Annotated in this window: 23 protein-coding genes; 9 read left to right on the top strand and 14 right to left on the bottom strand. The window is 64.0% G+C overall.

The features are described 5' to 3' along the window. A partial coding sequence (locus AB7F49_RS30105) for an SDR family NAD(P)-dependent oxidoreductase (RefSeq protein ID WP_428529331.1) occupies positions 1-522 on the top strand: 522 nt, incomplete at its 5' end. 214 nt (positions 523-736) lie between these two features. Here the strand turns inward: AB7F49_RS30105 and AB7F49_RS30110 are convergent. Continuing rightward, complete coding sequence (locus AB7F49_RS30110) at positions 737-1951, bottom strand: CaiB/BaiF CoA transferase family protein (RefSeq protein ID WP_428529333.1); 1215 nt, start codon at positions 1949-1951, stop codon at positions 737-739. Positions 1952-2041: 90 nt separating this feature from the next. On the opposite strand from AB7F49_RS30110, the gene AB7F49_RS30115 reads away from it, so the two are divergent. Further along, entirely contained in the window at positions 2042-2254 is a 213-nt protein-coding gene (locus tag AB7F49_RS30115) for a hypothetical protein (protein WP_428529335.1), read from the top strand. A gap of 12 nt (positions 2255-2266) precedes the next feature. Continuing rightward, positions 2267-3085 (top strand): hypothetical protein, encoded by an 819-nt coding sequence (locus AB7F49_RS30120; protein WP_428529337.1) that lies wholly within the window; start codon positions 2267-2269, stop codon positions 3083-3085. 139 nt (positions 3086-3224) lie between these two features. Here the strand turns inward: AB7F49_RS30120 and AB7F49_RS30125 are convergent, their stop codons facing one another. The 3 genes from AB7F49_RS30125 to AB7F49_RS30135 all read right to left on the bottom strand — a co-directional run bounded on the left by AB7F49_RS30125 (position 3225) and on the right by AB7F49_RS30135 (position 8250). Continuing rightward, positions 3225-6698 carry a caspase family protein gene (locus tag AB7F49_RS30125; RefSeq protein WP_428529339.1) on the bottom strand — a complete coding sequence of 1158 codons (3474 nt, stop codon included), beginning with the start codon at positions 6696-6698 and terminating at the stop codon, positions 3225-3227. 225 nt (positions 6699-6923) lie between these two features. Further along, positions 6924-7319: a carboxymuconolactone decarboxylase family protein gene (locus AB7F49_RS30130; protein ID WP_428529375.1), complete on the bottom strand. Its 396-nt coding sequence runs from the start codon at positions 7317-7319 to the stop codon at positions 6924-6926. Between the two features lie 13 nt (positions 7320-7332). Beyond that, positions 7333-8250, bottom strand: a complete 918-nt coding sequence (locus AB7F49_RS30135; protein ID WP_428529341.1) for an alpha/beta hydrolase — start codon at positions 8248-8250, stop codon at positions 7333-7335. A gap of 109 nt (positions 8251-8359) precedes the next feature. Here AB7F49_RS30135 and AB7F49_RS30140 point away from each other — a divergent pair, with 109 nt between their 5' ends. The 3 genes from AB7F49_RS30140 to AB7F49_RS30150 all read left to right on the top strand — a co-directional run bounded on the left by AB7F49_RS30140 (position 8360) and on the right by AB7F49_RS30150 (position 10741). Beyond that, complete coding sequence (locus AB7F49_RS30140) at positions 8360-9037, top strand: GntR family transcriptional regulator (protein ID WP_428529343.1); 678 nt, start codon at positions 8360-8362, stop codon at positions 9035-9037. Next, entirely contained in the window at positions 9031-9996 is a 966-nt protein-coding gene (locus AB7F49_RS30145) for a Bug family tripartite tricarboxylate transporter substrate binding protein (RefSeq protein ID WP_428529345.1), read from the top strand. The genes AB7F49_RS30140 and AB7F49_RS30145 overlap by 7 nt, the downstream gene beginning before the upstream one ends. Positions 9997-10090: 94 nt before the next feature. Further along, entirely contained in the window at positions 10091-10741 is a 651-nt protein-coding gene (locus AB7F49_RS30150; RefSeq protein WP_428529347.1) for a polysaccharide deacetylase family protein, read from the top strand. Positions 10742-10775: 34 nt separating this feature from the next. Here AB7F49_RS30150 and der read toward each other — a convergent pair whose 3' ends face one another. From der to AB7F49_RS30190, 8 genes are all read right to left on the bottom strand, one after another. Further along, positions 10776-12152 (bottom strand): ribosome biogenesis GTPase Der, encoded by a 1377-nt coding sequence (gene der / locus AB7F49_RS30155; protein WP_428529349.1) that lies wholly within the window; start codon positions 12150-12152, stop codon positions 10776-10778. Positions 12153-12197: 45 nt separating this feature from the next. After that, a complete protein-coding gene (locus AB7F49_RS30160; RefSeq protein WP_428529351.1) occupies positions 12198-12695 on the bottom strand; it encodes a hypothetical protein in 498 nt (165 codons plus the stop codon). A 30-nt stretch (positions 12696-12725) separates the two neighbouring features. Continuing rightward, positions 12726-13376: a tetratricopeptide repeat protein gene (locus AB7F49_RS30165; protein WP_428529353.1), complete on the bottom strand. Its 651-nt coding sequence runs from the start codon at positions 13374-13376 to the stop codon at positions 12726-12728. Between the two features lie 261 nt (positions 13377-13637). Next, entirely contained in the window at positions 13638-14123 is a 486-nt protein-coding gene (locus tag AB7F49_RS30170) for a hypothetical protein (RefSeq protein WP_428529355.1), read from the bottom strand. A 64-nt stretch (positions 14124-14187) separates the two neighbouring features. Continuing rightward, positions 14188-14355, bottom strand: a complete 168-nt coding sequence (locus tag AB7F49_RS30175; RefSeq protein WP_428529357.1) for a hypothetical protein — start codon at positions 14353-14355, stop codon at positions 14188-14190. Positions 14356-14389: 34 nt separating this feature from the next. Further along, positions 14390-15565 (bottom strand): cobalamin-independent methionine synthase II family protein, encoded by a 1176-nt coding sequence (locus tag AB7F49_RS30180; RefSeq protein WP_428529359.1) that lies wholly within the window; start codon positions 15563-15565, stop codon positions 14390-14392. Between the two features lie 110 nt (positions 15566-15675). Beyond that, complete coding sequence (ampC, locus tag AB7F49_RS30185; protein WP_428529361.1) at positions 15676-16833, bottom strand: class C beta-lactamase; 1158 nt, start codon at positions 16831-16833, stop codon at positions 15676-15678. A gap of 118 nt (positions 16834-16951) precedes the next feature. Then, complete coding sequence (locus AB7F49_RS30190; RefSeq protein ID WP_428529363.1) at positions 16952-17158, bottom strand: hypothetical protein; 207 nt, start codon at positions 17156-17158, stop codon at positions 16952-16954. Between the two features lie 88 nt (positions 17159-17246). On the opposite strand from AB7F49_RS30190, the gene AB7F49_RS30195 reads away from it, so the two are divergent. Together AB7F49_RS30195 and AB7F49_RS30200 are read left to right on the top strand one after the other, a co-directional pair. Beyond that, positions 17247-17441 (top strand): hypothetical protein, encoded by a 195-nt coding sequence (locus tag AB7F49_RS30195; protein ID WP_428529365.1) that lies wholly within the window; start codon positions 17247-17249, stop codon positions 17439-17441. Then, a complete protein-coding gene (locus AB7F49_RS30200) occupies positions 17434-17763 on the top strand; it encodes a type II toxin-antitoxin system PemK/MazF family toxin (RefSeq protein WP_428529367.1) in 330 nt (109 codons plus the stop codon). Before AB7F49_RS30195 ends, AB7F49_RS30200 begins: the two co-directional genes overlap by 8 nt. Positions 17764-17779: 16 nt before the next feature. Here the strand turns inward: AB7F49_RS30200 and panB are convergent, their stop codons facing one another. After that, positions 17780-18601 carry a 3-methyl-2-oxobutanoate hydroxymethyltransferase gene (panB, locus tag AB7F49_RS30205; protein ID WP_428529369.1) on the bottom strand — a complete coding sequence of 274 codons (822 nt, stop codon included), beginning with the start codon at positions 18599-18601 and terminating at the stop codon, positions 17780-17782. A 77-nt stretch (positions 18602-18678) separates the two neighbouring features. After that, complete coding sequence (locus AB7F49_RS30210) at positions 18679-19689, bottom strand: AraC family transcriptional regulator (RefSeq protein ID WP_428529371.1); 1011 nt, start codon at positions 19687-19689, stop codon at positions 18679-18681. 249 nt (positions 19690-19938) lie between these two features. Here AB7F49_RS30210 and AB7F49_RS30215 point away from each other — a divergent pair, with 249 nt between their 5' ends. After that, complete coding sequence (locus AB7F49_RS30215) at positions 19939-21390, top strand: arylsulfatase B (RefSeq protein ID WP_428529373.1); 1452 nt, start codon at positions 19939-19941, stop codon at positions 21388-21390. Positions 21391-21608 lie beyond the last annotated feature (218 nt).

Genomic DNA, 21608 nt, shown 5'->3' on the forward strand with positions numbered 1-21608 from the left:
CTCGGCGGCGCAGTGTTCGACCGGTACAAGAAGCTCGATGTGCTGGTCGGCAATGCCGGCATTCTCGGCCCGCTGTCACCGCTGTCGCATGTCGAGCCGTTAGCCTGGGACGAGGTCATGGCGGTCAACGTCACCGCCAACTGGCACCTGATCCGCTGCATGGAACCGCTGCTGCGCCAGAGCGACGCCGGCCGGGCGGTGTTTCTGTCCTCCGGAGTTTCCTGGATGGCGCGCGCCTATTGGGGCCCCTATGCCGTATCGAAAGCCGCGCTCAACACCATGGTGCAGACCTGGGCGGCGGAGAACGTGAAGACCAATGTCCGTGTCAATCTGTTCACGCCCGGCCCGATCCGCACCCGAATGCGCGCGCAGGCCATGCCGGGCGAAGACCCGCTATCGCTCGAGACGCCGGAACAGATTGCCGGCAGGATCGTGGAACTGTGCCTGCCCTCCTTCTCCGAAAGCGGCAAGGTCTATGCATATCCAGTGAAGCGGCTGCTTGCGTTCCGCGCGCCCGACTGAGGCATCAACCCGCCGGAAGGAAGCGCTCGACGGCCCGGATCACCGCCTGCGGATGCATCACCGGAAGGACGTGCGCGCCTTCGACTGTCACCAGCGCCGCCTGCGGCAAGCGACGGCGCAGCAATTGACGTGGTGTGCCGGCGCGATCGGATCGCTGTTGCCTTGCAGCACCAGCACGCGCGGCATGTAAGGACCCTTCGGCCGGTGTTCGAGGTCAATCGCGACGCACCACGCCGGCGGCCAGAAGCGCAACGACCGCCGGCTCGTCGTATCCTGCCGCGTGCAGAATTTCGGCGCTGTGCTCGCCGATCCGCGGCGGCTGGCGGGTGAGACCCGGCCGCTCGCGGGCGTCCCCCAGTTCGACCGGCAGCGCAGGAATATCGACCAGCGCGCCGCCGCCGAATGCGGAGATCGCGGTGGGAATCAGCCCTCCATGCGCCAGCATCTGCGCGTCGGCCGTCAGTTCATCGGGCCTGCCCACACGCGCACAGGCGACGTTTGCCGCCTCGCACTTTTCGAGCATGTCCCGGAGCGGAAGCGCGGCGAGGCGCCGCCGCAATTCCGGAATCATCCAGTCGCGCGCCTCGCATCGTTTCGCATTGCCGGACAGGCGCGGATCGTCGCGCCAGTCGTCGAACCCGAACGCATCGCAAAGCCGCCGCCAGTGGCCGTCCGAGGTGCAGGCGATAAAGACCTGACCGCCGTCATTTGCGCCGAACACATCATAGACGCCCCATGAATTCCTGCGCGCCGGCATCGGCGGAAGTGGCTCGCCGATCACGGCACTTCCCGCCACCAGCGGCGCCAGCATGAAGGCGGCGCTTTCGAACAGCGAACTCGATACCCGCTGCCCGAGGCCGGTACGGTCGCGCTCGCGAAGCGCCGCCAGCACTGCCACCACGCCGAACACGCCGCCGAGAATATCGACTACCGGCGCACCGACACGCAATGGCTGGCCGGGCGGACCGGTCATGTAGGCAAGCCCGGAATGCATCTGCACCACCTCGTCGAGCGCGCCGCGATTCCCGTAGGGGCCGGTCAGATAGCCCTTCATTGCAAGAAAGATCAGCCGCGGATTGATCGCGCTCAGATCGTCCCAGCCGCAGCCCAGCCGCTCGATGGTCCCGGGCCCGAAATTTTCGAGAACGATGTCGGCATCGGCGACGAGACGATGCACCACCGCGCGCCCTTCCGGCCGCTTCAGGTCGATGGCGATCGAGCGCTTGTTGCGGTTATAGGTTGCAAAAAACCCGGCCGCGAAGCCTGGAAGGCGCCGGGTCGGATCTCCGTCGACCGGCTCGATTTTGACCACGTCCGCGCCGAGATCGGCGAGGATCACGCCCGCGCACGGACCCATCACGGTGTGCCCGAAATCGAGCACGCGAAGCCCCGCAAGCGGCTTCGGCGGACAGGTATCCGGCGCAGTCACACACCCCTCCAGCCCGGCGGACTCACGGGGCGACTATAGCCTGACCGGCAGGAGGAGATCGAATTGCACGCTGTTCAACCCGCGAAGGCCGTGCGGATTGAGGAAGCCGCAGCGGCAGCGCGATCTGGTCCGACGCGCCCAGCCATCGCCGTGCCGAAAATCTCGGCAGCCGATGAAACCTTTCGTCCGGTGTCAGAGTTTTCTGACGCGACCCTGGAGGAAAATACGATGCACTCCATCATCTACATCATCGGCCTGATCGTGGTGATCATGGCCGTGCTCAGCTTCTTCGGCCTGCGATAGGGAATTCGACACATGACTGACACCACCACGGTTGTCGCAATGCCGAGCGACCGTTCCACGAATTTTGACTGGGGTGCCGTTATCGGTGGCGCACTCATCGCCACCGCCCTGTCGTTTGTCCTGTTTGCGTTCGGCTCGGCGGCCGGAATCGCTTCCGTCTCTCCCTATAGCTGGAACAACCCGTCCGGGATGACCCTGACGATTGTCGGTGCGGCTTATGTCTCGATCGTCATGATCGGCTCGTTTTTGGTGGGCGGCTATTTTGCCGGTCGTTACCGGCGCCCGTCCGGAGCCGCCTCGGTTGAGGAGCGCCAGTCCCGCGACGGTGCCCATGGCCTGTTGATGTGGGCTCTGGCCCTGCTTGTCGGCATCGCCGTCGCATATTGGTCGACCGCCGCCGTGGTGTCCGGCGCGTCCGGTGCGGCCGCTGGCGCCGCGGCGGTTGCGGCCCGCAGTGACGGCGTGACGACCGCCCTCGATCGCATGATGCGCATCAACACCGACCCGGCCAGCACCGCTGCTCCCCAGAATTCACGTGCCGAGATCGCCCGGGTTCTCAGCGCGAGCGCCTTGACGCGTGGTGAAATCACCAACGAGGATCGCGATTACGTCGCCCGGCTCGTGGCGGCCGAAGCGCGGATTGCGCCCGAGGAAGCGCGCAAGCGGGTCGACGGCGCGATCGAGCAGGCCAAGGCTGCCGCCGACACCGCACGCAAGGCAGCGGCGGGCATCGCCTTTCTGATCGGTGCGCTTTCGATTGTTGCAGCAGGTGCGGCCTACTGGGCCGCGATGGCGGGCGGCCGCGAGCGCGACAGCAACGTGTGGCGCTGACCACGGCTGGAGGGCGCGGTATCGATAGCGGCTTGATAGCGGCTTTTCCGGACCGATCGCGTCGCGTTCAGGCGCGGTTGGCACAACCGCGCACGATGCCGGATACCGGATTGCGGGATTTAGGGGAGCCTTGTTCCCGCTATTGCAGCGGAGCAATATTCCGCATCGCTACGTAACCCAGCAACTGGCCTTCGCGGGCCACCAGAGCCCAGCCGCCTTCATTGCGAACGAGCGTTAGCGGCGTCTTGTCATCCAGCATGCGCACCCGATTGGCGCCGAGGGCGGGAAATATCAGCAAATCAGTGTCGGCTGCCGAGACCCGGTGCGTGGGCACACGAGATATCGCGATCTCGGGAACGGCATCGGCCAGCACGCGCATGGACCTTGCGAAGGCGTAGTTTCCTGTGACGCGCAGCTGCGGCTCCTGACGCTTCCGGAACACCTTCTCGCTCAGGGAAACCACCTGCGCGTGAACATAGGTCGCAAGCTCCGGCAATTCTATGGTGCCGTTGGCGTTGCTGTCGGCCGCGCCCAGCGCCGCGAGCAGGTTGTAGGTGAACAGCCCGTGTCCGCGATAGCCCTCGAATGCATCGGTTGTATCGCTGGTCGCCGTCAGGACCGTCCGACCCGTTGCCTGAACCAATCGATCATTCGCGGCGCCACGCTCCAGCGCGCGCGTCTGCAACCCCTCGCCCGTCAGCGAGCCGCTTTCGCAAGTGTCGAACAGCAGGATGCTTCGCCTTGCCGGAATTGATGCGAACCAGCTCTGCCATTGCTCCTGCGCGATGCCCTGCTTGAGCACGGATGCCGCACCGTCTGGCTTGAAGTCCTGCGGGATGAAGTAATAGCGGCCATCCAGGGTCTTGCCGTGCCCCGCAATGAAGAACACGAATACGTCGTTCGCGCGCACCTCACCGGCAAGCCTGGTGAACGCCGCATTGAGCCGCTCACGCCGCACCTCGGCGTCTTTCAGCAAGATTGCGGTTACGGAATCGTAGATGCCGTCCCCGGCCTTGCGCAGCGCCAGTACAAGCGCGTTTGCGTCCGGCACCGAGTATTTGAGACGGATATCGGCATCCTCATATTCGTTCAGGCCAACGGCAAGCACAAACAGCCGCGGCTTTGCGGTATCCCCTGTTGCCGGCGCAATGACCGTCGCACGTCCGGGCGCCGAGGCGACCCGATTCTGGGCGTTGTAGGCCACGACCTCGACTTCGTTGTTGCCCCCGTCGAGTACCAGCCCGCGCGTCAGCCGCAGCGGCTGTCCCGGCGGTGGCGCCGGCGGCTGCTCGACCGCAACGGTCAGACCATTGACGCGCCATTCGACCCGGCCGACACCGCCATCCCGCGGCGCGATGTCGATCACCGCCTCGATATTGTGACCTGCCGTGCGCTCGCTATCGCGCGGAGAGACGACCGTCACGGACGGCGCGTTTCCGCTTGCGAGCACCTTGTCGAGATCGAGACGTTCAGCCGCAATGCGAACCAGGCCGCGCGTGTCGCCGGCAAGCTTCTCGCGCACGAGATCGGGCCGGTAGAGCGACTGATACACCTGTTCAATTCCGATGATGTCCATCCCGCGCACCACATGCAGGAGCTCTGCGCCCCTCGCCGATGCGGCGAAGAATCCTTCCGGGGTCAGAATCAGCCATTCGCCGCTTGGGACGCCGATGAGAGTGGCACGGAGCGAACCATCCGCGGCATCCCAGATTCGGGTCGTCCCGTCCTTGCTTCCGGTGGCGGTCAGGCGACCATCACGCGAGAAGCCGACGGTCGTCACCTCTGCCAGGTGCCCGCCATAAGCGCCTGAAGAGGTACCGCTCGACGTATTCCAGACCCGCATCATTCGATCGTCGCCACCGGACACCGCGCGCGATCCATCGCTGTCAAGGACGCTGGCGCTGATGCCCGCATTGGAACCTTGAGCCGGTGGAGCGCCGAAGCTCCTCAAAAGCCGTCCCGACGCGGCCTCCCAGAGCTTGAGCGTACCATCGTCGCTGGCGGTCAGGATTCGCTTGCCGTCGGGGGTAAATTCCACCGAAGAAACATAACCCTTGTGGCCCCTGAGAACACGCACGAGCTTTCCGGTGCCGGCATCCCAGATGCTGGCGGTCTTGTTCTCGTTGCCGGAGACGATCAGCTTTCCATCCGGCGAAAATGCCGCGGCGGCGATGCCGATCGTCGCCTCATAGAAGCGGTCCTTCGTCACGGCGTTGATCGTCCGCAGCACCGTTCCGGTGCCTGCGTTCCACAATTTGATGATGTAGTCATCGCCGCCCGTCAGGACCAGCTTTCCATCTCGCGAGACGGCAACGGCATGGATCGCCCCCTCGTGGCCCTTCAGCTTGCTCACGACCCTCCCGTCTCTTGCATCAATGACGATGAGCGCACCATCGGAAGTGCCCGCAAACAGGCGTTCGCCATTCGGAGATGCAACCATCGGGGTCGTCGTCAAGCCGGGAGCTGAGCCGGGCGGAGTTGAGCCGGACAGAGCGGTTTGGCGGATCAGACTCGCCGTATCCAGGCTCCAGACGCGAATCTGATCGCGGTCGCCAATCGCGAGGGTCCCGGCATCCGGCAGGAAGGTCAGGCTCCCGACAGCGGCGGATCTTGCATGAAAGGTCTGGATGACGCCTCTGGTCGGGATGTCCCAGAGCTTGATGGTTCCGTCCACCTTTTCGCTTCCCGTGAAGACGCGTTGCATCGGCGCCAGGTAGGCCATCGACTGAAAGCCCCCGTCGTCGCTGATTGCACTGATCACGCGCCCCGAAGCGATGTCCCTCAGCTTGAATCCACCGGAGACCATGGAGACCGACGCGAGACTTCTGGCATCCGGCGAGAAGGCGACATCATAGACCCGCTCGTCGTCAGCGACGGCCATGGTCTTGACCAGTGCTCCGGTTGCCAGGTTCCAGATCCGAATTCCATCACCCGCCGATGCGAGCAGGCTTTCATCCTGGGAGAAGGTGGCCGACAGAGCGATCTCCTTGTGACCGCTGAAGGTCCTGACCAGCTTGCCGGTCGCTGCGTCCCAGAGCCGGACCGTCTTGTCGTAGCTCGCCGAGGCGATGTGCTTGCCGCTGGGCGAGAAGCGCGCCGAACGCACGTTATCCGTATGACCTCGCATCGTTCGGACGAGCTGGCCTGAAGAAGCGTCCCACAGCTTGACGGTCCTGTCCGCGCTCGCGGACAGCAAATGCTTGCCATCGGGTGAGAACGCCAGCGACTCTACCCAGTCGGAATGCGCGGGTATGGTCAGAATGAGACGTCCGCTGGCAGGCTCCCAGAGCGTGATCGTCTTGCTCCAGCCGGTGATCGCCAGCCGTTGGCCGTCCGGCGAAAGCGTCGCAGCGGTCGGATTATCCTTGTGTCCGCTGAAACTTCGTATCAGCCGGCCGGACTTGATATCCCAGAGCTTGACGGTGTCCGACCCGGCCGAAACAAGAAAGCGCCCGTCAGCGGAGACAACGAGACTGCTGATATACGACGCATGACCGATCTGAGGCGCCACCGTCGGATTAGGCTCGGTCGAGCCGGCCATCGAAGCAGCCTGCGTGCAGATGCAGGCCACGAAGACGGCGCGCATGGCAGAGGCCCGAATGATATTGACCATGCGATGCTCGGTTGACATGGCGTTCGAACATTCCGCTCCGCACTGGCGTGTCGAACGCTTTCAGGTTCGGCTATCGTTGTGCCCCTTGTCAATCAGGTGGTCCCGGGCGAAGCATCGCGTCGTGCGGCAGCCTCACGTTGCACTTCCTCCACCGGAAAAGGAAGGTCGCGGGGCCAAGACGTTGAAGGAGCCGGCCGCTGCGCTGATCATGCAGATCGCGGACCCTTATTTCGGCGACGGGAGGGCTCCCATTTCTGTGAGCACTTGGTCCGCCGCCTTGAATGCATCAAGTCCGGCGGGAATACCGCAATAGACCGTCGCTTGGACCAGGACTTCCTTGATTTCCGCGACCGAGACGCCATTGGTCATGGCGCCGCGGACATGAAGCTTGAGTTCGGCAGGTTTGCCCAGCGCCGTCAGCATCGCCAAATTGAGCATCGAACGAGTCTTTCGGTCGAGTCCCGGCCGATTCCACGCATAGCCCCAGCACCACTCGGTCGTGATCTCCTGAAAGGCTTGAGTCAAGTCGTTCGCTTTCGCCAAAGACGCATCGACATAATCGGCGCCCAGCACTTCCCTGCGGGTCTTGAGCCCCTCTTCGAAAAGCTTCGATTTCTGCATTGCCATCTCGTGGTTAGAGGAAGACTGGTTTCGGCTGGCTGAAGAACGCAAGCAGGATGTGATAGACCATCAGGTAGTTTTTCTGCTGGAAGCTTGCATGGGCGATGCCGGGCATCAGCGCAAAATGCTTGTCCGGGTTTGGCAGCTTCGCGAAGAACGAATACAGGTCGTCGATGTCGGCCACGCCGTCATACACACCGCGCATGACGATGGTTGGCGCCTCGATGTCCTCGGGCTGCACCATCGGCAGCTTGGAGCACATGTCGATATAGGTGCCGTTCGGTACGCTGTCCTCGATCGCAAGCGCGGCATTGGCAAAATGTTCGATCATGTGAGCATCGGCGCTGCCCGGATGATCGCGGTCAAACACTGCCTGGATCGTCTCGCGGTTGAAGGGCCGCCGCCCTGAATTCAAAAGCTCGGGAAGGCGCTTTCGCCGTTCGGCCAATGTCGGGCTGTTGGTCCCGGTCCAGACGAATGCGTCAAGAGCAAGCCTGGAAACCCGATGGGGGTAGGTGCTTGCGAACAGCGCCGCTTTGATTGCGCCCGACGAGACACCATAAAGCAGGACCTTTTCCTCGGCACGTTCGTTGGCGACGTAATCCGTGACGGCTACCAGATCCTCGACGCCGCTTTCGATCCCGAAATGCCCGTCGCCATCCTTGTCCGACCTGCCATAGCCTTCTGCATCGAAGCACCAGGTTTCGTAGCCGCGCGCCGCGAACCAGTCCATGACTGACGAATACGGCCGCCCCGGCACCGTTAGATCGAATGTCGGCTGAGACGCCCATGACGAGCCGTGGACGAAGACCACTGTCCCCCCTGCGCCGGTTCCGGAGTGGCGGCGCTTCTCCCAAAGAAACAGGCGAGCACCGTTCTTCTTCCGGACCGAATGTTCGGTGCCGCCGTGCGCATCAACAGCTTGGTCCAATTGAATTTCTCTCCGTTCCAAGTGGGTGAGCCGACCCCCTTGCGTATCCTTGTCAGATTATATTATTGTCGGACAATAGAACAATAAGTCAAGGGAGAGACGTTCCGCCGTGCTTGAAGTGACGCCGGGTCCAACTCTGCGAGATCAGGTTGCTGCGAGCATCCGAGACGCGATCGTCAGCGGCGCGTTGCCTCCCGGCGCCCGGCTGGTGGAGCGCGACCTGTGCGAACGGCTGCGGGTGTCCCGCGGCTCGCTGCGGGAAGCGCTCAGGCTGCTGGAAGCTGAAGGGCTCGTGACCAATCCGCCGAACAAGGGACCGATCGTTGCGGTCATCGACACCGCGACTGCGATCTCGATATATGAAGTCCGCATCGCGCTCGAGACCCTCGCAGCGCGCTTATACGTTCGCAATGCCACGCCCGGGCACGACGCGGAGCTTGCCGCAGCGGTCGAACAGGTCGCCGGGTCCTACCAATCGGCAGACCCGGCCAAGGCAATAGCGGCGAAATCGGAATTTTACGGCGCGCTCCTCAGGGGCGCTGGCAACACGGTCATCGCTCAGGTGCTCGGAACCTTGAACTCGCGGGTGTCGCAGCTGCGTGGTGCGTCCTTGTCAAATCCCGAAAGACGGGACGCATCGATTGCGGAAATTCGACAACTTCAGATCGCGCTTCTGGCGCGTGACGAGAACTCGGCCGTGGAAACGTGCCGCGTTCACATAAGCAGAGCGGCTGCAGCCGCCTTGGAGTCAATGGGTTCGCCCAGCAGGGAGGTTTTCCAATGCTAAATAGAGTGCTAGCCGGCTTGCTTTTTCTCGCATGCGGCGCGTTACCGGCCGCCACCGAAACCTATCCGACGCAGCCGGTTCGCATCATCGTCGCGTTCTCCGCAGGCGGTTCGGTAGACGCGCTCGCGCGCATCATTGCCGACAAGCTGACCGAAAAGTGGAAGCATCAGGTCTTCGTTGAGAACCGTCCCGGCGCTCTTGGCAATATCGGGACCACCGCGGCTGCGAAATCGCCGCCCGATGGCTATACGCTTTATCTGGCGGCAAGCTCGATTGCGATCAACAAGACCATCGCCCCTATTCCGAACTTCGATCCGCTGATCGATCTCGATCCGGTCATGCTTGTCGCGGCCGCTCAGGATATCCTAATCGTTCCGCCGAATTCCAAGTTCAAGTCGGCGAAGGACGTAATTGAATTTGCGAAAGCCAATCCGGGCGCACTCACCTATGGCACCCTCGGCTCGTCCTCGAGCGGCAATATGGCGATGGCGGTCTTCGCCCAGAGAAACGGCGACCTCAAGCTCAAGCAGATCCCCTATTCGCAATCGTCGATGCTCACAGGCGACGTCATCGCCGGACGTATCGACCTGTTCTTTCCGACCACCGGCGCACATATCGGCGTCGTGCAGTCCGGACGGGAACGGGCTCTCGGCGTCTCCGGCAAGGCGCGTGCGGAAGGGCTGCCCGAGATTCAGACCTTTGGCGAACAGGGCATCAACTATCCTGACGCGACGAGCTGGTACGCGCTGTTCGCGCCGAAAGGCACGCCCGCGGACATCGTCCGGAAGATCAATCGCGACCTCACCGAAATCATGGCGACGCCGGACTTCAAGGCACAAGAAAAGAAGCTCGGATATTCCGGAATCGGCGGCCCACCCGAACGCCTTGCGGAATATCTCAAGGAAGAGATCAAAAACTGGGCCGAGATCGCCAAGAACCCGAACTTCGAAGGGCGCTAGTGAAACCGATTTGAGATTCGGCCCCATCGAGAAGGGGTGATGTTGGCACCGGACCGCCAGCGGCCCGATGCCGTGGCTCAAGAAAAGGACAGCAATGAAGCGGCTCTCGCTTACCTTCGACAACGGCCCGACTGCCGGCATTACGGACAAGGTGCTCGAAATATTGTCGCGGCACGGTGTTCTTTCCACCTTCTTCATGATTGGAAGAAAGCTGGAAGACGAAAAAAATGCGGCGCTTCTTCCTGCGATCAAGGCGGCCGGGCACCGGATTGGCAATCACACCTTGACGCATTCGGTGCCGTTTGGCGACAAGCCGAGCGCCGAATTCGCCATTGAAGAAATCGAACGCACCCAGGAACTGCTGGGAGACTTTGCCGAAACGGACAAGCTGTTCCGTCCCTACGGCAAGCTCGGCCGGCTCGGCCCCCATGTGTTCAGCCGCGCCTCGCTCAAGCATCTCCGCGACAACAATTACACCGCCGTCACCTGGACTACCATTCCGGGTGACATGTTCAATGCCGACTGGGATCGCGACTTCGAACAGCGTTTTCTGCCGCAACCCTGGTCGGTTGTCGTGCTTCACGATGTAGAGAATTCATGTCTGCCACATCTTTCGGACTTCATCTCGAAAATGAAAGACGACAGGTACACCTTCACGCAGGAACTGCCGGAAGAGATCGTCGTCACGCGTGCGGGACGCTTCGTCAATATCGACGGTCTCGTAGCTGATGGCGTGCCCGCGTAGCGATGGGCCTGACGCCACCGAGCCTGCTACGCGCTCACCTCTGCCTCGTCTTGCGTCCCGCATACGGGTTCGCCTTCTCGCGCAGCGTGATGCGGATCGGCGTGCCGGGCAGGTCGAAGCTCTCGCGCAGCGCATTGGTCAGATAGCGCAGATATGCCTCCGGCACGGCGTCGGCGCGGGTGCAGAAGATCACGAAGCTCGGCGGCCGCGCCTTCGCCTGCGTGATGTAGTTCAGCTTCAGGCGGCGGCCGGACACCGCGGGCGGCGGATGCGCCGCGATCGTGTCCTCGAACCAGCGATTGAGCGAGGCGGTCGGCACGCGCCTGTTCCACACCGCATGCGCCTCGATCACCGCGCGCATCAGCCGGTCGACGCCCTCCCCGCTCTGCCCGGAAAGCGCAACGATCGGCACGCCCTTCATCTGCGGCAGCCAGTGATCGACCTCGGCGCGCAGCTTGCCCGCCTGCCCGCGCGCGTCGCCCTTGAGGTCCCACTTGTTCATGCCGATGACCAGCGCGCGGCCCTCGCGCTCGACCAGATCGGCGATCCGCAGGTCCTGCTCCTCGAACGGATGGCCTGCGTCCATCAGCACGATCACCACATCGGCGAAGCGGATGGCGTCGAGCGCATCGGAGACCGCGAGCTTCTCGACCTTCTCCTCGATGCGCGACTTGCGCCGCATGCCGGCGGTGTCGTGGAACAGAAAGTCATGCCCCTGCCAGGCGAGCGGCACGGATATGGTGTCGCGGGTGATGCCGGCTTCGGGTCCGGTGAGCAGGCGCTCTTCGCCGAGCAGGCGGTTGACCAGCGTCGACTTGCCGGCATTCGGCCGGCCGACCACCGCGACGCGGATCGGGCGGGCGGGCTGCGCGTCGGATTGCTGCTCGGGACCGGATGACTCCGCAGAAGACTGGCGAGCATCGAAGACGCTCTGCAGCGCATCGTAAAGCTCGGCCAGACCTTCGCCGTGTTCGGCGGATAGCGGGATCGGGATGCCGAAGCCGAGTTCATAGGCTTCCAGCGCGCCGGCAGCGCCGGCCTTGCCCTCGCTCTTGTTGGCGACCAGAATCGTGGCCTTGCCGGACTTCCGCACCAGATGGGCAAAGGCCTGATCCGCCGGCAATAATCCGGCCCGCGAATCGAAGACGAACAGAATCACATCGGCTTGCCCGATGGCGGTTCGGGTTTGCGCAAGCATGCGGCCGGCGAGGCTTTGCGGCGCGGCCTCTTCCAGGCCCGCGGTGTCGACCAGAGTGAAGCTCAGATCGCCAAGCTTTCCAATGGCTTCGCGCCGGTCACGGGTGACGCCGGGCTGGTCGTCGACCAGCGCCTGGCGGCGTCCGACCAGCCGGTTGAACAGGGTCGACTTGCCGACATTGGGCCGGCCGACAATCACGACTTTGGGGATCATGGAGGCATCTTAGCCCCGCAGGCCGGGCGCGGCCTGCGTTCGAATTCAGCGCGTGAATGTGCCTGCGGCCGGCGGCGCGGGCCATGCCCCGGCGGCGGGAGCGGGTTGCTGCTGCGCCTGCGGCTGGGGTGCGGGCCAGGCGCCGGCGGGTGCTGGTTGCTGGGACGGACGCGCCACCGGCTGCTGTTGCTGCTCCTGCTGCACCTGCGCCTCGGGTTGAGGCGGGGGCCGCGGACGGGCGACGCGCTTCGGTCTTGGCTTTGGCTTTTCCTCCGCCTGCTGGGGGGCCGGCGGAGGCGGTGGTGGCTCCTGCTGAACCGGCGCCAGCGCCTGTTCCTGCTGGGCGGCCTGGTTTGCGGGATTGCCGCGGACCAGTTCCGGCGGGATCCCCTGGGTAACGCCTGGCACTCCGCCGGGGAACACTTCCTGCCGCGCGCCCGGAAGCTTCTTCTTACCATCCGGAAACCAGTAAGCCGGGTCGAGTTCGAGACCTCCGTTCGCGCAGCCGGACAGGCCGAACCCCATGCAGAGTAACGCAATCATGGGAACGATTCGGCGCGCCGCGGCCATGCCTCACCCCTTCGCGACGCCGGCGAGCAGACGCAGCGCTTCCACCCGCGAGCGCATCTGCGCCGGACTTTCGGCGTCGGTCGTGATCAGTTCCGACCAGCGTTGCAGCGCCTTGGGGTCGTTGGCACGGAACGCGGCAAGCGCCAGCAATTCGCGCGCGGTGTGGCGATAGGGCCGCCCGGCGGCGGAAACCGGTTCGAGCCGCTTCTCGAGATCGGCGAGCGGGGCATTGTCAACCAGCAGGAGCCCGGCGCGGATTGTGGCGAGGTCTCGGAACCGCTCGTCGAGGCTCGCATCGGCGGCGATGGCATCGAATTGCGAGATGGCGGCGGCGCGGTCGCGGCCGATCGTGGCCTCGGCTTCCCGCAGGCGCGCGAGCACGCGATAGCCGCGATTTCCTCCTTCCGCGATGGTCGCGAAATCCTTCTCGGCTTCGGCGAGTTTGCCCGCCTCGGCCAGTGCAGAGGCTGCCTCGAATTGTGAGCCAAGCTCCGCAGCCCTTTGATTTTGATAATATTCCCAGCCGCGCCACCCGCCGATCCCGGCCACCACCAGGACCGCAAGTATCAGCACGTAGAGCCCGTACTGGTCCCACAGCTTCTTCATCCGCTCTCGGCGGACTTCCTCATCGACTTCGTGAAAGATATCGGCCAAGCGCTTGTCCCCGGGAGCGGCTCCGCGACCGCTTATCATACGGCCCGCCGGAAAGCGCGTAAGATAGCGATATGGCACGGGCAAGGCAAAAACCACCGATCCCGGTCGTTAACCTTCGTGAACGCGCCGTTCCTCGGCTCCGGGGACCGCTATTCGGCGGTACAAGCGGCCATGATCACCCGATCCTCGCTCGCCGCGGAGCCCGCTGTTCCGGGCGCCGCCGCCAGTACCTGACAAAGTCTGACAAGGGTCTGACAAGGCCTATTTCAGAACGCGCCCGATGGCGTTCGCGACCCAGTCCTGCGGCGAGACCTTCTCGGCCACAGCCTTCGCGTTGATCTGTGACATCACATCCGGCCGAAACGGCACGTCCAGGATCACCGCATCGGCGCTTTCGAGCCCGTAGACCACACGCGCGATCCGCCCTGCAAAGCGGCTCACCCGCGCGCGCTTCTGCGCCTCGCTCAAGGCGGCGTCGCGCGCGACCGCCGGACAATAGGACGCAATCAGGCTGTCGATCAGGATCGCGTTGCCGATGCCCTTCGCCCGCAGGGAGGCGACCGCGGCATTGAGCCCGGTCACATCGTCGAGCGCATCGCCCGCCGGAATGGCCGCGGCGATCGCCTGGTCCTGCGCAGCCGTCGTGCCGACTGACTTGACCGGACATTCGAGCGCAGCGGACGCGCCCGCCGATCCGCAGACAACAAGCCATGACAGCATTGCGGCAAGAACGGCGTTTCGCATCATGGGCTCCTCAAGGTCTTTGTCTGGTGCTCGATATCAGCGCAGTGTCGATTGCACGGCGGGATCGTCAGGGCAACCATCCGAAAATCCGGCTGGCGCCCCAGACCGCCAGCACGACGGCTGTACCCAGAAGCCAGACCACCCCGGTCCGCGAGAACGACGCCGCACCGATCGCCACCACCGCGACCAGCGCGAGGATGTCGATCGCCTTCATGTAGTCTGCGATGAAGTTCATGTCCGAAAACCGATCTGAATCGAATCGCGAAACCCTACGGCCACAATTCTCGGCTTGCAATCTCAGCGCCCTCGACCAGCGAGCGCAGCTTGGCCCACTGGATCGAGACGTGAACGCGCCGCGCGAACGGACCCTGCGCGAAGCCGCAATCGGTCGAGGCGACCACGTTGTCGCGCCCGACCAGCTTGGCAAGCCGCACGATTCGTTCGGCGACCAATTCCGGATGCTCGACCACATTGGTGGAATGACTGACGAGGCCCGGATAGAGCTTGCGGCCTTCCGGCAGCTTCACGGTTTCCCAGACCCGCCATTCATGCTCGTGACGCGGATTGGCCATTTCCAGCGAATAGCCGCCGACCCGCACGCGAAGCACCAGGTCGACAATATCCTTCAGCGCGACGTCATTGGTATGCGGGCCGTTCCAGCTTCCCCAGCACAGGTGATAGCGGCTGCGCTCCTCCGGGATGCCGCGCAGCGCATGATTGGTCGCCTCGATGCGAAGCTCCGCCCATCGTCTGTATTCGGCGAGCGTCTTCGGCGGCACCATGATGTCATAGGTCGAGGCGAGGAACGCGTCGTCGATCTGCACGTACAGGCCGGAATCGACGATCATCCGGTATTCGACATTCAGCGCGTCGGCGATCGCGAACAGCGCCTCTTCCTCGCTTTTGTAAAACTCGTCCTTGCGCGCCGGGGCAACGCTCGCCGGCGCCACCACCGGCAGGAACGCGGCCTTGGCGCCGGCCTTCGCCGCGGCTCCCTTGATGTCGTCGATGTCGCGCTGCAGCGCCGCCTGACCGGCATAGGAGATCGGACCGGTGATCGCCGACGCGCGGAGTTTCGTCGCCTGCTTGCCAAGCCCGACAAAGCCCTTCTCGGCTTCGTATTCGTCGTAAAAGTCCTTGAAGTCGCGGCGGTCCTTGCCGGCAACCGACGCCGGGAAGCCTTGCGACTCGATTTCGGCAAATCCGCTCAGCCGTTCGAGGATGTAGCGCGACCATGAGATGGTCTTGCCGAACTCGCCGTCGCTGACGATGTCGATGCCGGTCTCGACCTGCTTTTGCACCACCGCTTCGACCGAGCGCCGCAGGCAATCGTCGAACGCCGTGTGGTCGTAGGCTTCGTCATTCTGCTGCTTCAGCAGGAAGTCGATCAGTTCCGGCGGCCGCACCAGACTGCCGACATGCGTGGTCAGAATTCCCTGCGACATCGTCTCCTCCCGTTGCTGCATCTTCGGCGCGCCGAACGCAAACCAGACGCATTGTCATTGTCGAGCAAAACGTAGCGCGGATGGAGCGAAGCGCAACCGGGAGCCGCGCTTCAGCGTTGCGACAGCGCCGCAAGCACCGCATGCGCGGCCGTCACACGCGCCGGGGTCGGGATGCTCTTGTTCGCGAGGATGACGATGCCGATCTCCCTCGCCGGGACGAAGGCCGCATAGGCGCTGAAGCCGGCGGTGCCGCCGGTCTTGTTGAACAGGGCTGGTCCTGCCGGCGCGCGCGGCGGATCGAGTTTCGCCGCGGCGTTGGGCTTGAAGATCATGTCGTTGGAATTGCCGGCCAGCAGTTGTTTCAGCGGCACCGGCCATGGATATTGCTCCCAGCCGAAGCCCTGCACCATCTCGCCGACGCGGAAATAGCCGACCTGGGTGGTCTCGATCGCGCGGCGCAACAAGGCATCAAGCCTGTCGGGCCGGATATTGTCCTCGACGAAGCGGAGCAGACCCGACGCGCTGCATTTCAGGCCATAGGCCTCGGCGTCGAACACCGCCTGCCCCATCCGTCGCGGCGTGTTGCCCTTGTAGCCCTGAGCATAGTCGCTCAACCGCGCCGGCGGGATGCGGATGAAGCAGCCCCTGACGCCAAGTTTCGGCAGCAATTGCGTTTCGATGAGGTCGGTGAAATTGCCGTTCATGGCGAGCGCGGCGACGTACCCGACCAGACCGGCGCTCGGATTGGAATAGAGTCGCATTGTTCCGGGCGCAGCCTTGATCTTCAGCTTCGCGATGAAGCCTTCCATCTCGGCTGGCGTCTTGATGGCGTTCGGCAGATGCAGCGGCAGACCCGCGGTATAGGTGGCGAGATTGACGAGGCTCGCCTGATCGAGAGCGCTGCCGCGCAGCGCCGCCATGGTTCGGCCGGGATGATCGTCGAGCGAGAGCGCGCCTTTCGCCAGCGCGTAGCCCGCGAGGGTCGCGGTGAACATCTTGCTGATGGAGCCGATCTCGAACAGCGTGTCGGCCGTGACCGGCGCGCCGGTGTCTTTCGCGGCAACGCCGAAGTAGAAGAAGTGCTGTTTGCCGCCGGCGGTGACGCCAACCGCCAGGCCGGGGACGTCGTGCTCCTTGATGAGCGGGCGGAAGGTGCGGTCGACGGCGGCGGCGGTGGCGGCGGTGGCGTCGGAGGCGCGAACATCCGCTGCTGCCATGCAGAGCGCCGAGACGGCGAGTACAAATGACGCCGCGAACCGTTTGATCATGCGTTTCGTTCCAACTCAAAGCGTAGGGCGCAATAAGCGAAGCGCATTGCGCCATCCATGTCACCAACGCGGCGCCACCGGTCTTGGCACGGCGCGCGAAGATGCTCGTTCCACAACTCTACACCAGAGCATTGGCGCATGCGCTGCGCTTATTGCGCCCTACAAGCCTCACCCCCTTCTTCATCCCGTAGACATGATCCGGCCCGGGGAACCCGTGCGAGCGCACCTCGTCGGAATAGCCCCTGATCGCGGCCTCGATGCCCGGATCGCGATCGCCGTAACGCTCGACGAATATCTTAGCGGACGAGCGCTCAGCTTTTTTCATTCCGGGCCTTTTGCCGCAATGTCTCAGAACATACACTTTTCGGCTATGATCCTGGCCGCGGGCTGAACGCACAGAATACGAGAACAGTATGAATATCGCCGACATGGTCTATGAGCAGGTCAAGACGCTGCCCGAGCCACTGGCTCGCGAAGTGCTCGATTTTGTCGTCTTCCTGCGCGAGCGGGGCGACCGCCGGGAGTGGCGCGATCTGATGGACGCGCAGGCGAAGTCGCTCGCGCCGGTCTGGGACAATACTGAAGACAAAGTCTGGGACAATGCCTGAGCGCGGGGACATCCTGCTGGTCCCGTTCCCGTTCACCGACCTGTCGGCCAGCAAGCGCCGCCCGGTATTGGCGCTCACCGCTCCCGACGCTTACGGCGACTTCATTGCAATGCCCGTCACGTCGCGCCCGCAGACCGAACACGGCCTGCCCATCGTGGCTTCCGACCTCGTCAGTGGCTCGCTGCCGGCAGCAAGCTGGGTACGCACCAACCGCGTGATCACACTCAACGCCAGCCTCGTCGTGAAGACCGTCGGACGCGTGTCAGAACGGGCTGTTACGGATGCCGCGGAACGGCTCTTTGTGTATATCGGCCGCGGCTGACCGCGAACGACGACGCCTACTTCTTCCGCATCCCGTACACATGATCCGGGCCGGGGAATGCGCGGCTCCGCACTTCCTCGGCATAGCCCCGGATCGCGGCTTCGATCCCCGGTCCGAGATCGCCGTAGCGCTTGACGAATTTCGGCACCCGCGGCGACAGCCCGAGCATGTCTTCCAGCACCAGCACCTGCCCGTCGCAGGCCGGGCTCGCGCCGATGCCGATGGTCGGGATTGCGATCTGTCCGGTGATCTTGCGCGCCAGCGGCTCGGCCACCGCCTCGATCACCACCGAGAACGCGCCCGCCTCCGCCACGGCCTTCGCATCCTCTTCGATGCGGCCCCAGTCGGCTTCGTCGCGACCCTGCGCCTTGAAAGAGCCAATGGTGTTGATCGCCTGCGGCGTCAGGCCGACATGCGCCATCACCGGCACGCCGCGCTCGGCGAGGAAACGAATGGTCTCGGCCATGCGCACGCCGCCTTCGAGCTTGACCGCGCCGCAGGTGGTCTCCTTCAGCACGCGCGCGCAGGAGGCGAAGGCCTGCTCTCTCGATTGCTCGTAGGAACCGAACGGCATGTCGACGACGACCAGCGCCTGCTTGCTTCCGCGCATCACCGCATGGCCCTGCAGGATCATCATGTCGAGCGTGACGGGGATCGTGGTCTCGAGGCCGTGCATGACCATGCCGAGCGAATCCCCGACCAGGATCACGTCGCAATACTTGTCGACCAGGCGCGCGGTATGGGCGTGATACGAGGTCAGCATCACGATCGGATCGCCGTTCTTGCGGGCGCGGATGTCCGGCGCGGTCAGGCGCCTGATGTCTTGCTGGACGGACACAGTGGGTACTCCCGGCGGGGCCGCTGGCGGCCTATCGGCAAGCGAGGTAGCGGATCGGGCGGGCGATGGGAAGCATTTCAAACGTCTGACCTGCGCCGCGCGCGTGCCAGCACCTCCGATGGCTTTTCACCGAACGCCTCGCGAAAATATGTCGAGAAATGCCCGAGATTTCCGAAGCCGCATCCGAAAGCGATCCGGGTCACCGATGTCGCCTCGTCAGGCCGCGACAGCAGCGCATGGGCGCGATGCAGCCTGACATGCCGCTGAAACTCCATGGGCGAATAGCCGCGGCTGCGTCTGAAGTGGTGAAACAGGCTGCGCACGCTGCATCCGCATAAATCGCTCAGCGCCTCGATCGCGATCGGCCGATCCCAATGCGCCTCGATGTAATCCTCCGTGCGCCGCACCTGCCACGGCGCGGCCGGCGGCGGATCGGTATCAAGCCAGTGCGAATGGTCATGGCTGTTCGCAAACAGGAACAGCACGATCGTGCGCTGCTCCAGTTCGGAAATGATGAGCGGGATCGCGCCGGCATCGCCGGACCGGCTGGCGAATTGCGTTGCGAGTTTTCGCAATCGCTGTGCGGCAGGGGTTCGGAAATTGGTTTCACCCGTGAACCGCGGCGGCGCATCCAGCCGCCGCCCGGTCAGTGCGGTCAGCTTTGCGACCACCGCCTCCGGCTCGATCAGGAAAGCGTAATGCTCGAATCCGGCATCGAATACGAGGCCGATCTCCGTATCGGGCGAGAGCACGCCACCGGTCATGTTCCCGACAATATGCGCATGTCCGCCGGTTGCCTGCCGCCCGGCACCCCTGACCGGGAGTCCCTGGGTGTAGAATTTCACATCGGAGAAGGTCGCGCTGATGCGGGCGCTGTAGGAGCCATGCATCAGCCCGACACGGCCGAACCTGCGGAAGCCGACATTCGCCTCGAAGGGCTGATGCGATTTTCGATCGATGGTTACGTCGAAGGACGAGTCGGCGAAAAGCCGCGTGATCCCCTCGCAGAACGTGTCGACCGAGCGCGCCGCGATCAGCGGGAACGCGTTGAGCGGCGTCGAGGCCGGCGCGGTGTCGGTGCGGCGCATGGCACGTTCGTCTGAAACGGTCTGGCGGTAGATGGACGCTATCCGATTTTGCCCGGGCCGCGCCGGTTTTCACAAGCATTTGATATGTCTGGCATTTCGCTGAAGGGGGGTGAAACGCCTGTTGCACAATTTGAGTAGCCCGGTGTCCGCAGCTTGGATAGCCGTCATGCCAATGTGAAACCGCCGCCGATAGCGCCGTCCGCCGGACGGCAAGGCGGCTGCGCCATGCGCCGGCATCCGGGGAGCAATATGCGACGACGACCAGCCTTGTGGCTACTGACCGCAGCGACCATCGCATCTGCGCCGGTCGCGGCCGGCGCTCAGACGGAAAAGCCGCAATCTGCGCAGCGCGGCTCGCAACCCCACATCGTCTTTATCCTCGCCGACGATCTCGGCTGGAAAGACGTCGGGTTCAACGGCTCGGATATCAAAACGCCGAATATCGACCGTCTCGCCGATACCGGCCTCAAACTGCAACAGCTCTATGCGCAGCCGATGTGCACGCCGACACGCGCCGCGCTGCTGACCGGCCGATACCCGATGCGATACGGGCTGCAGACGCTCGTCATTCTTCCGGATCAGACCTACGGGCTGCCGACCACCGAGCGCACGCTGCCGCAGGCTCTGCGCGAGGCAGGCTACAGCACCGCACTGGTCGGCAAATGGCATCTGGGCCACGCCAAACGTGAATACTGGCCGCGACAGCGCGGCTTCGATTATCACTACGGTCCGCTGATCGGCGAGATCGACTATTTCACGCATGAGATGCACGGACAGCGCGACTGGTACCGCAACAACCAGCCGCTGACAGAAAAGGGATATGTCACCACACTGCTCGGCCGGGACGCGGTCCGGCTGATCGGCGCGCATGACCCGGCGAAGCCCTTTTTCATGTATCTGGCATTCACCGCTCCGCATACGCCGTTTCAGGCGCCGCAGGATTATCTCGATCGTTACAAGCACGTCGCCGATCCGCAGCGGCGCGCCTATTCGGCGATGGTCACCGCGATGGACGATCAGATCGGAAATGTGGTGAAGGCGCTGGAGACGCGCGGCATGCGCGACAACACCATCATCGTGTTCCAGAGCGACAATGGCGGCACCCGCTCCGCATTGCTGGCGGGCCAGATCGAAACCAGGGGCGCCCTGCCCGCCGACAACGGCCCGTTCCGTGAAGGCAAGGGATCGCTTTACGAAGGCGGCACCCGGGTCGCAGGGCTCGTGAACTGGCCGGGCCGGATCAGGCCCGGAACGCTGGATCAGCCGGTGCACGTGGTGGACTGGTTCCCGACCCTGACGACGCGCGCAGGAGGCAAGCCGGGCGGCGGCCTGCCGCTGGACGGGATCGACATGTGGCCCGCGCTGAGCGAGGGAAAGCCGTCGCCGCGGCGGGAAATCGTCTACAATGTCGAGATGTTCCGCGGCGCGGTGCGTCAGGGCGACTGGAAGCTGTTCTGGCGCACGACGCTTCCTTCGAAGATCGAGCTTTATGATCTCGCCAAGGATCCGTCGGAGACGACCAATCTCGCCGATCAGAATTCCGCCCTGGTCGCCGACCTGCAGCGGCGCATCCTCGGCCTGTCGAATGAGATGGCGAAGTCGCTGTTCCTGGCCGCGACGTTCGAGGCGCTGAAATCCGCGCCGGGCGGCCCCATGGCGCTTCCGAACGAAGACGCCTTCTACGAGTCGGACACGCCCTAGTCGCGGTCGGTCGCGCGCCGCAGGTGACAGCCGCGCGCGACTCAGGGAAAGATCGCAGGGTCGCACGCTTGCGGGGATCGCGTTGCGCTTGCCCGACCACTTTGCCCGAAAACCTTTTGCCGAGCTCAAGCGGGAGTCCGAGAGCGGCGAAGGCACCGGCGCGCTCAGGCGCACGCTGTCCGCCACCAGCCTGGTCGCGCTCGGCGTCGGCTGCATCA

This window comes from Pseudorhodoplanes sp. (assembly GCF_050250235.1).
GTDB lineage: Bacteria > Pseudomonadota > Alphaproteobacteria > Rhizobiales > Xanthobacteraceae > Pseudorhodoplanes.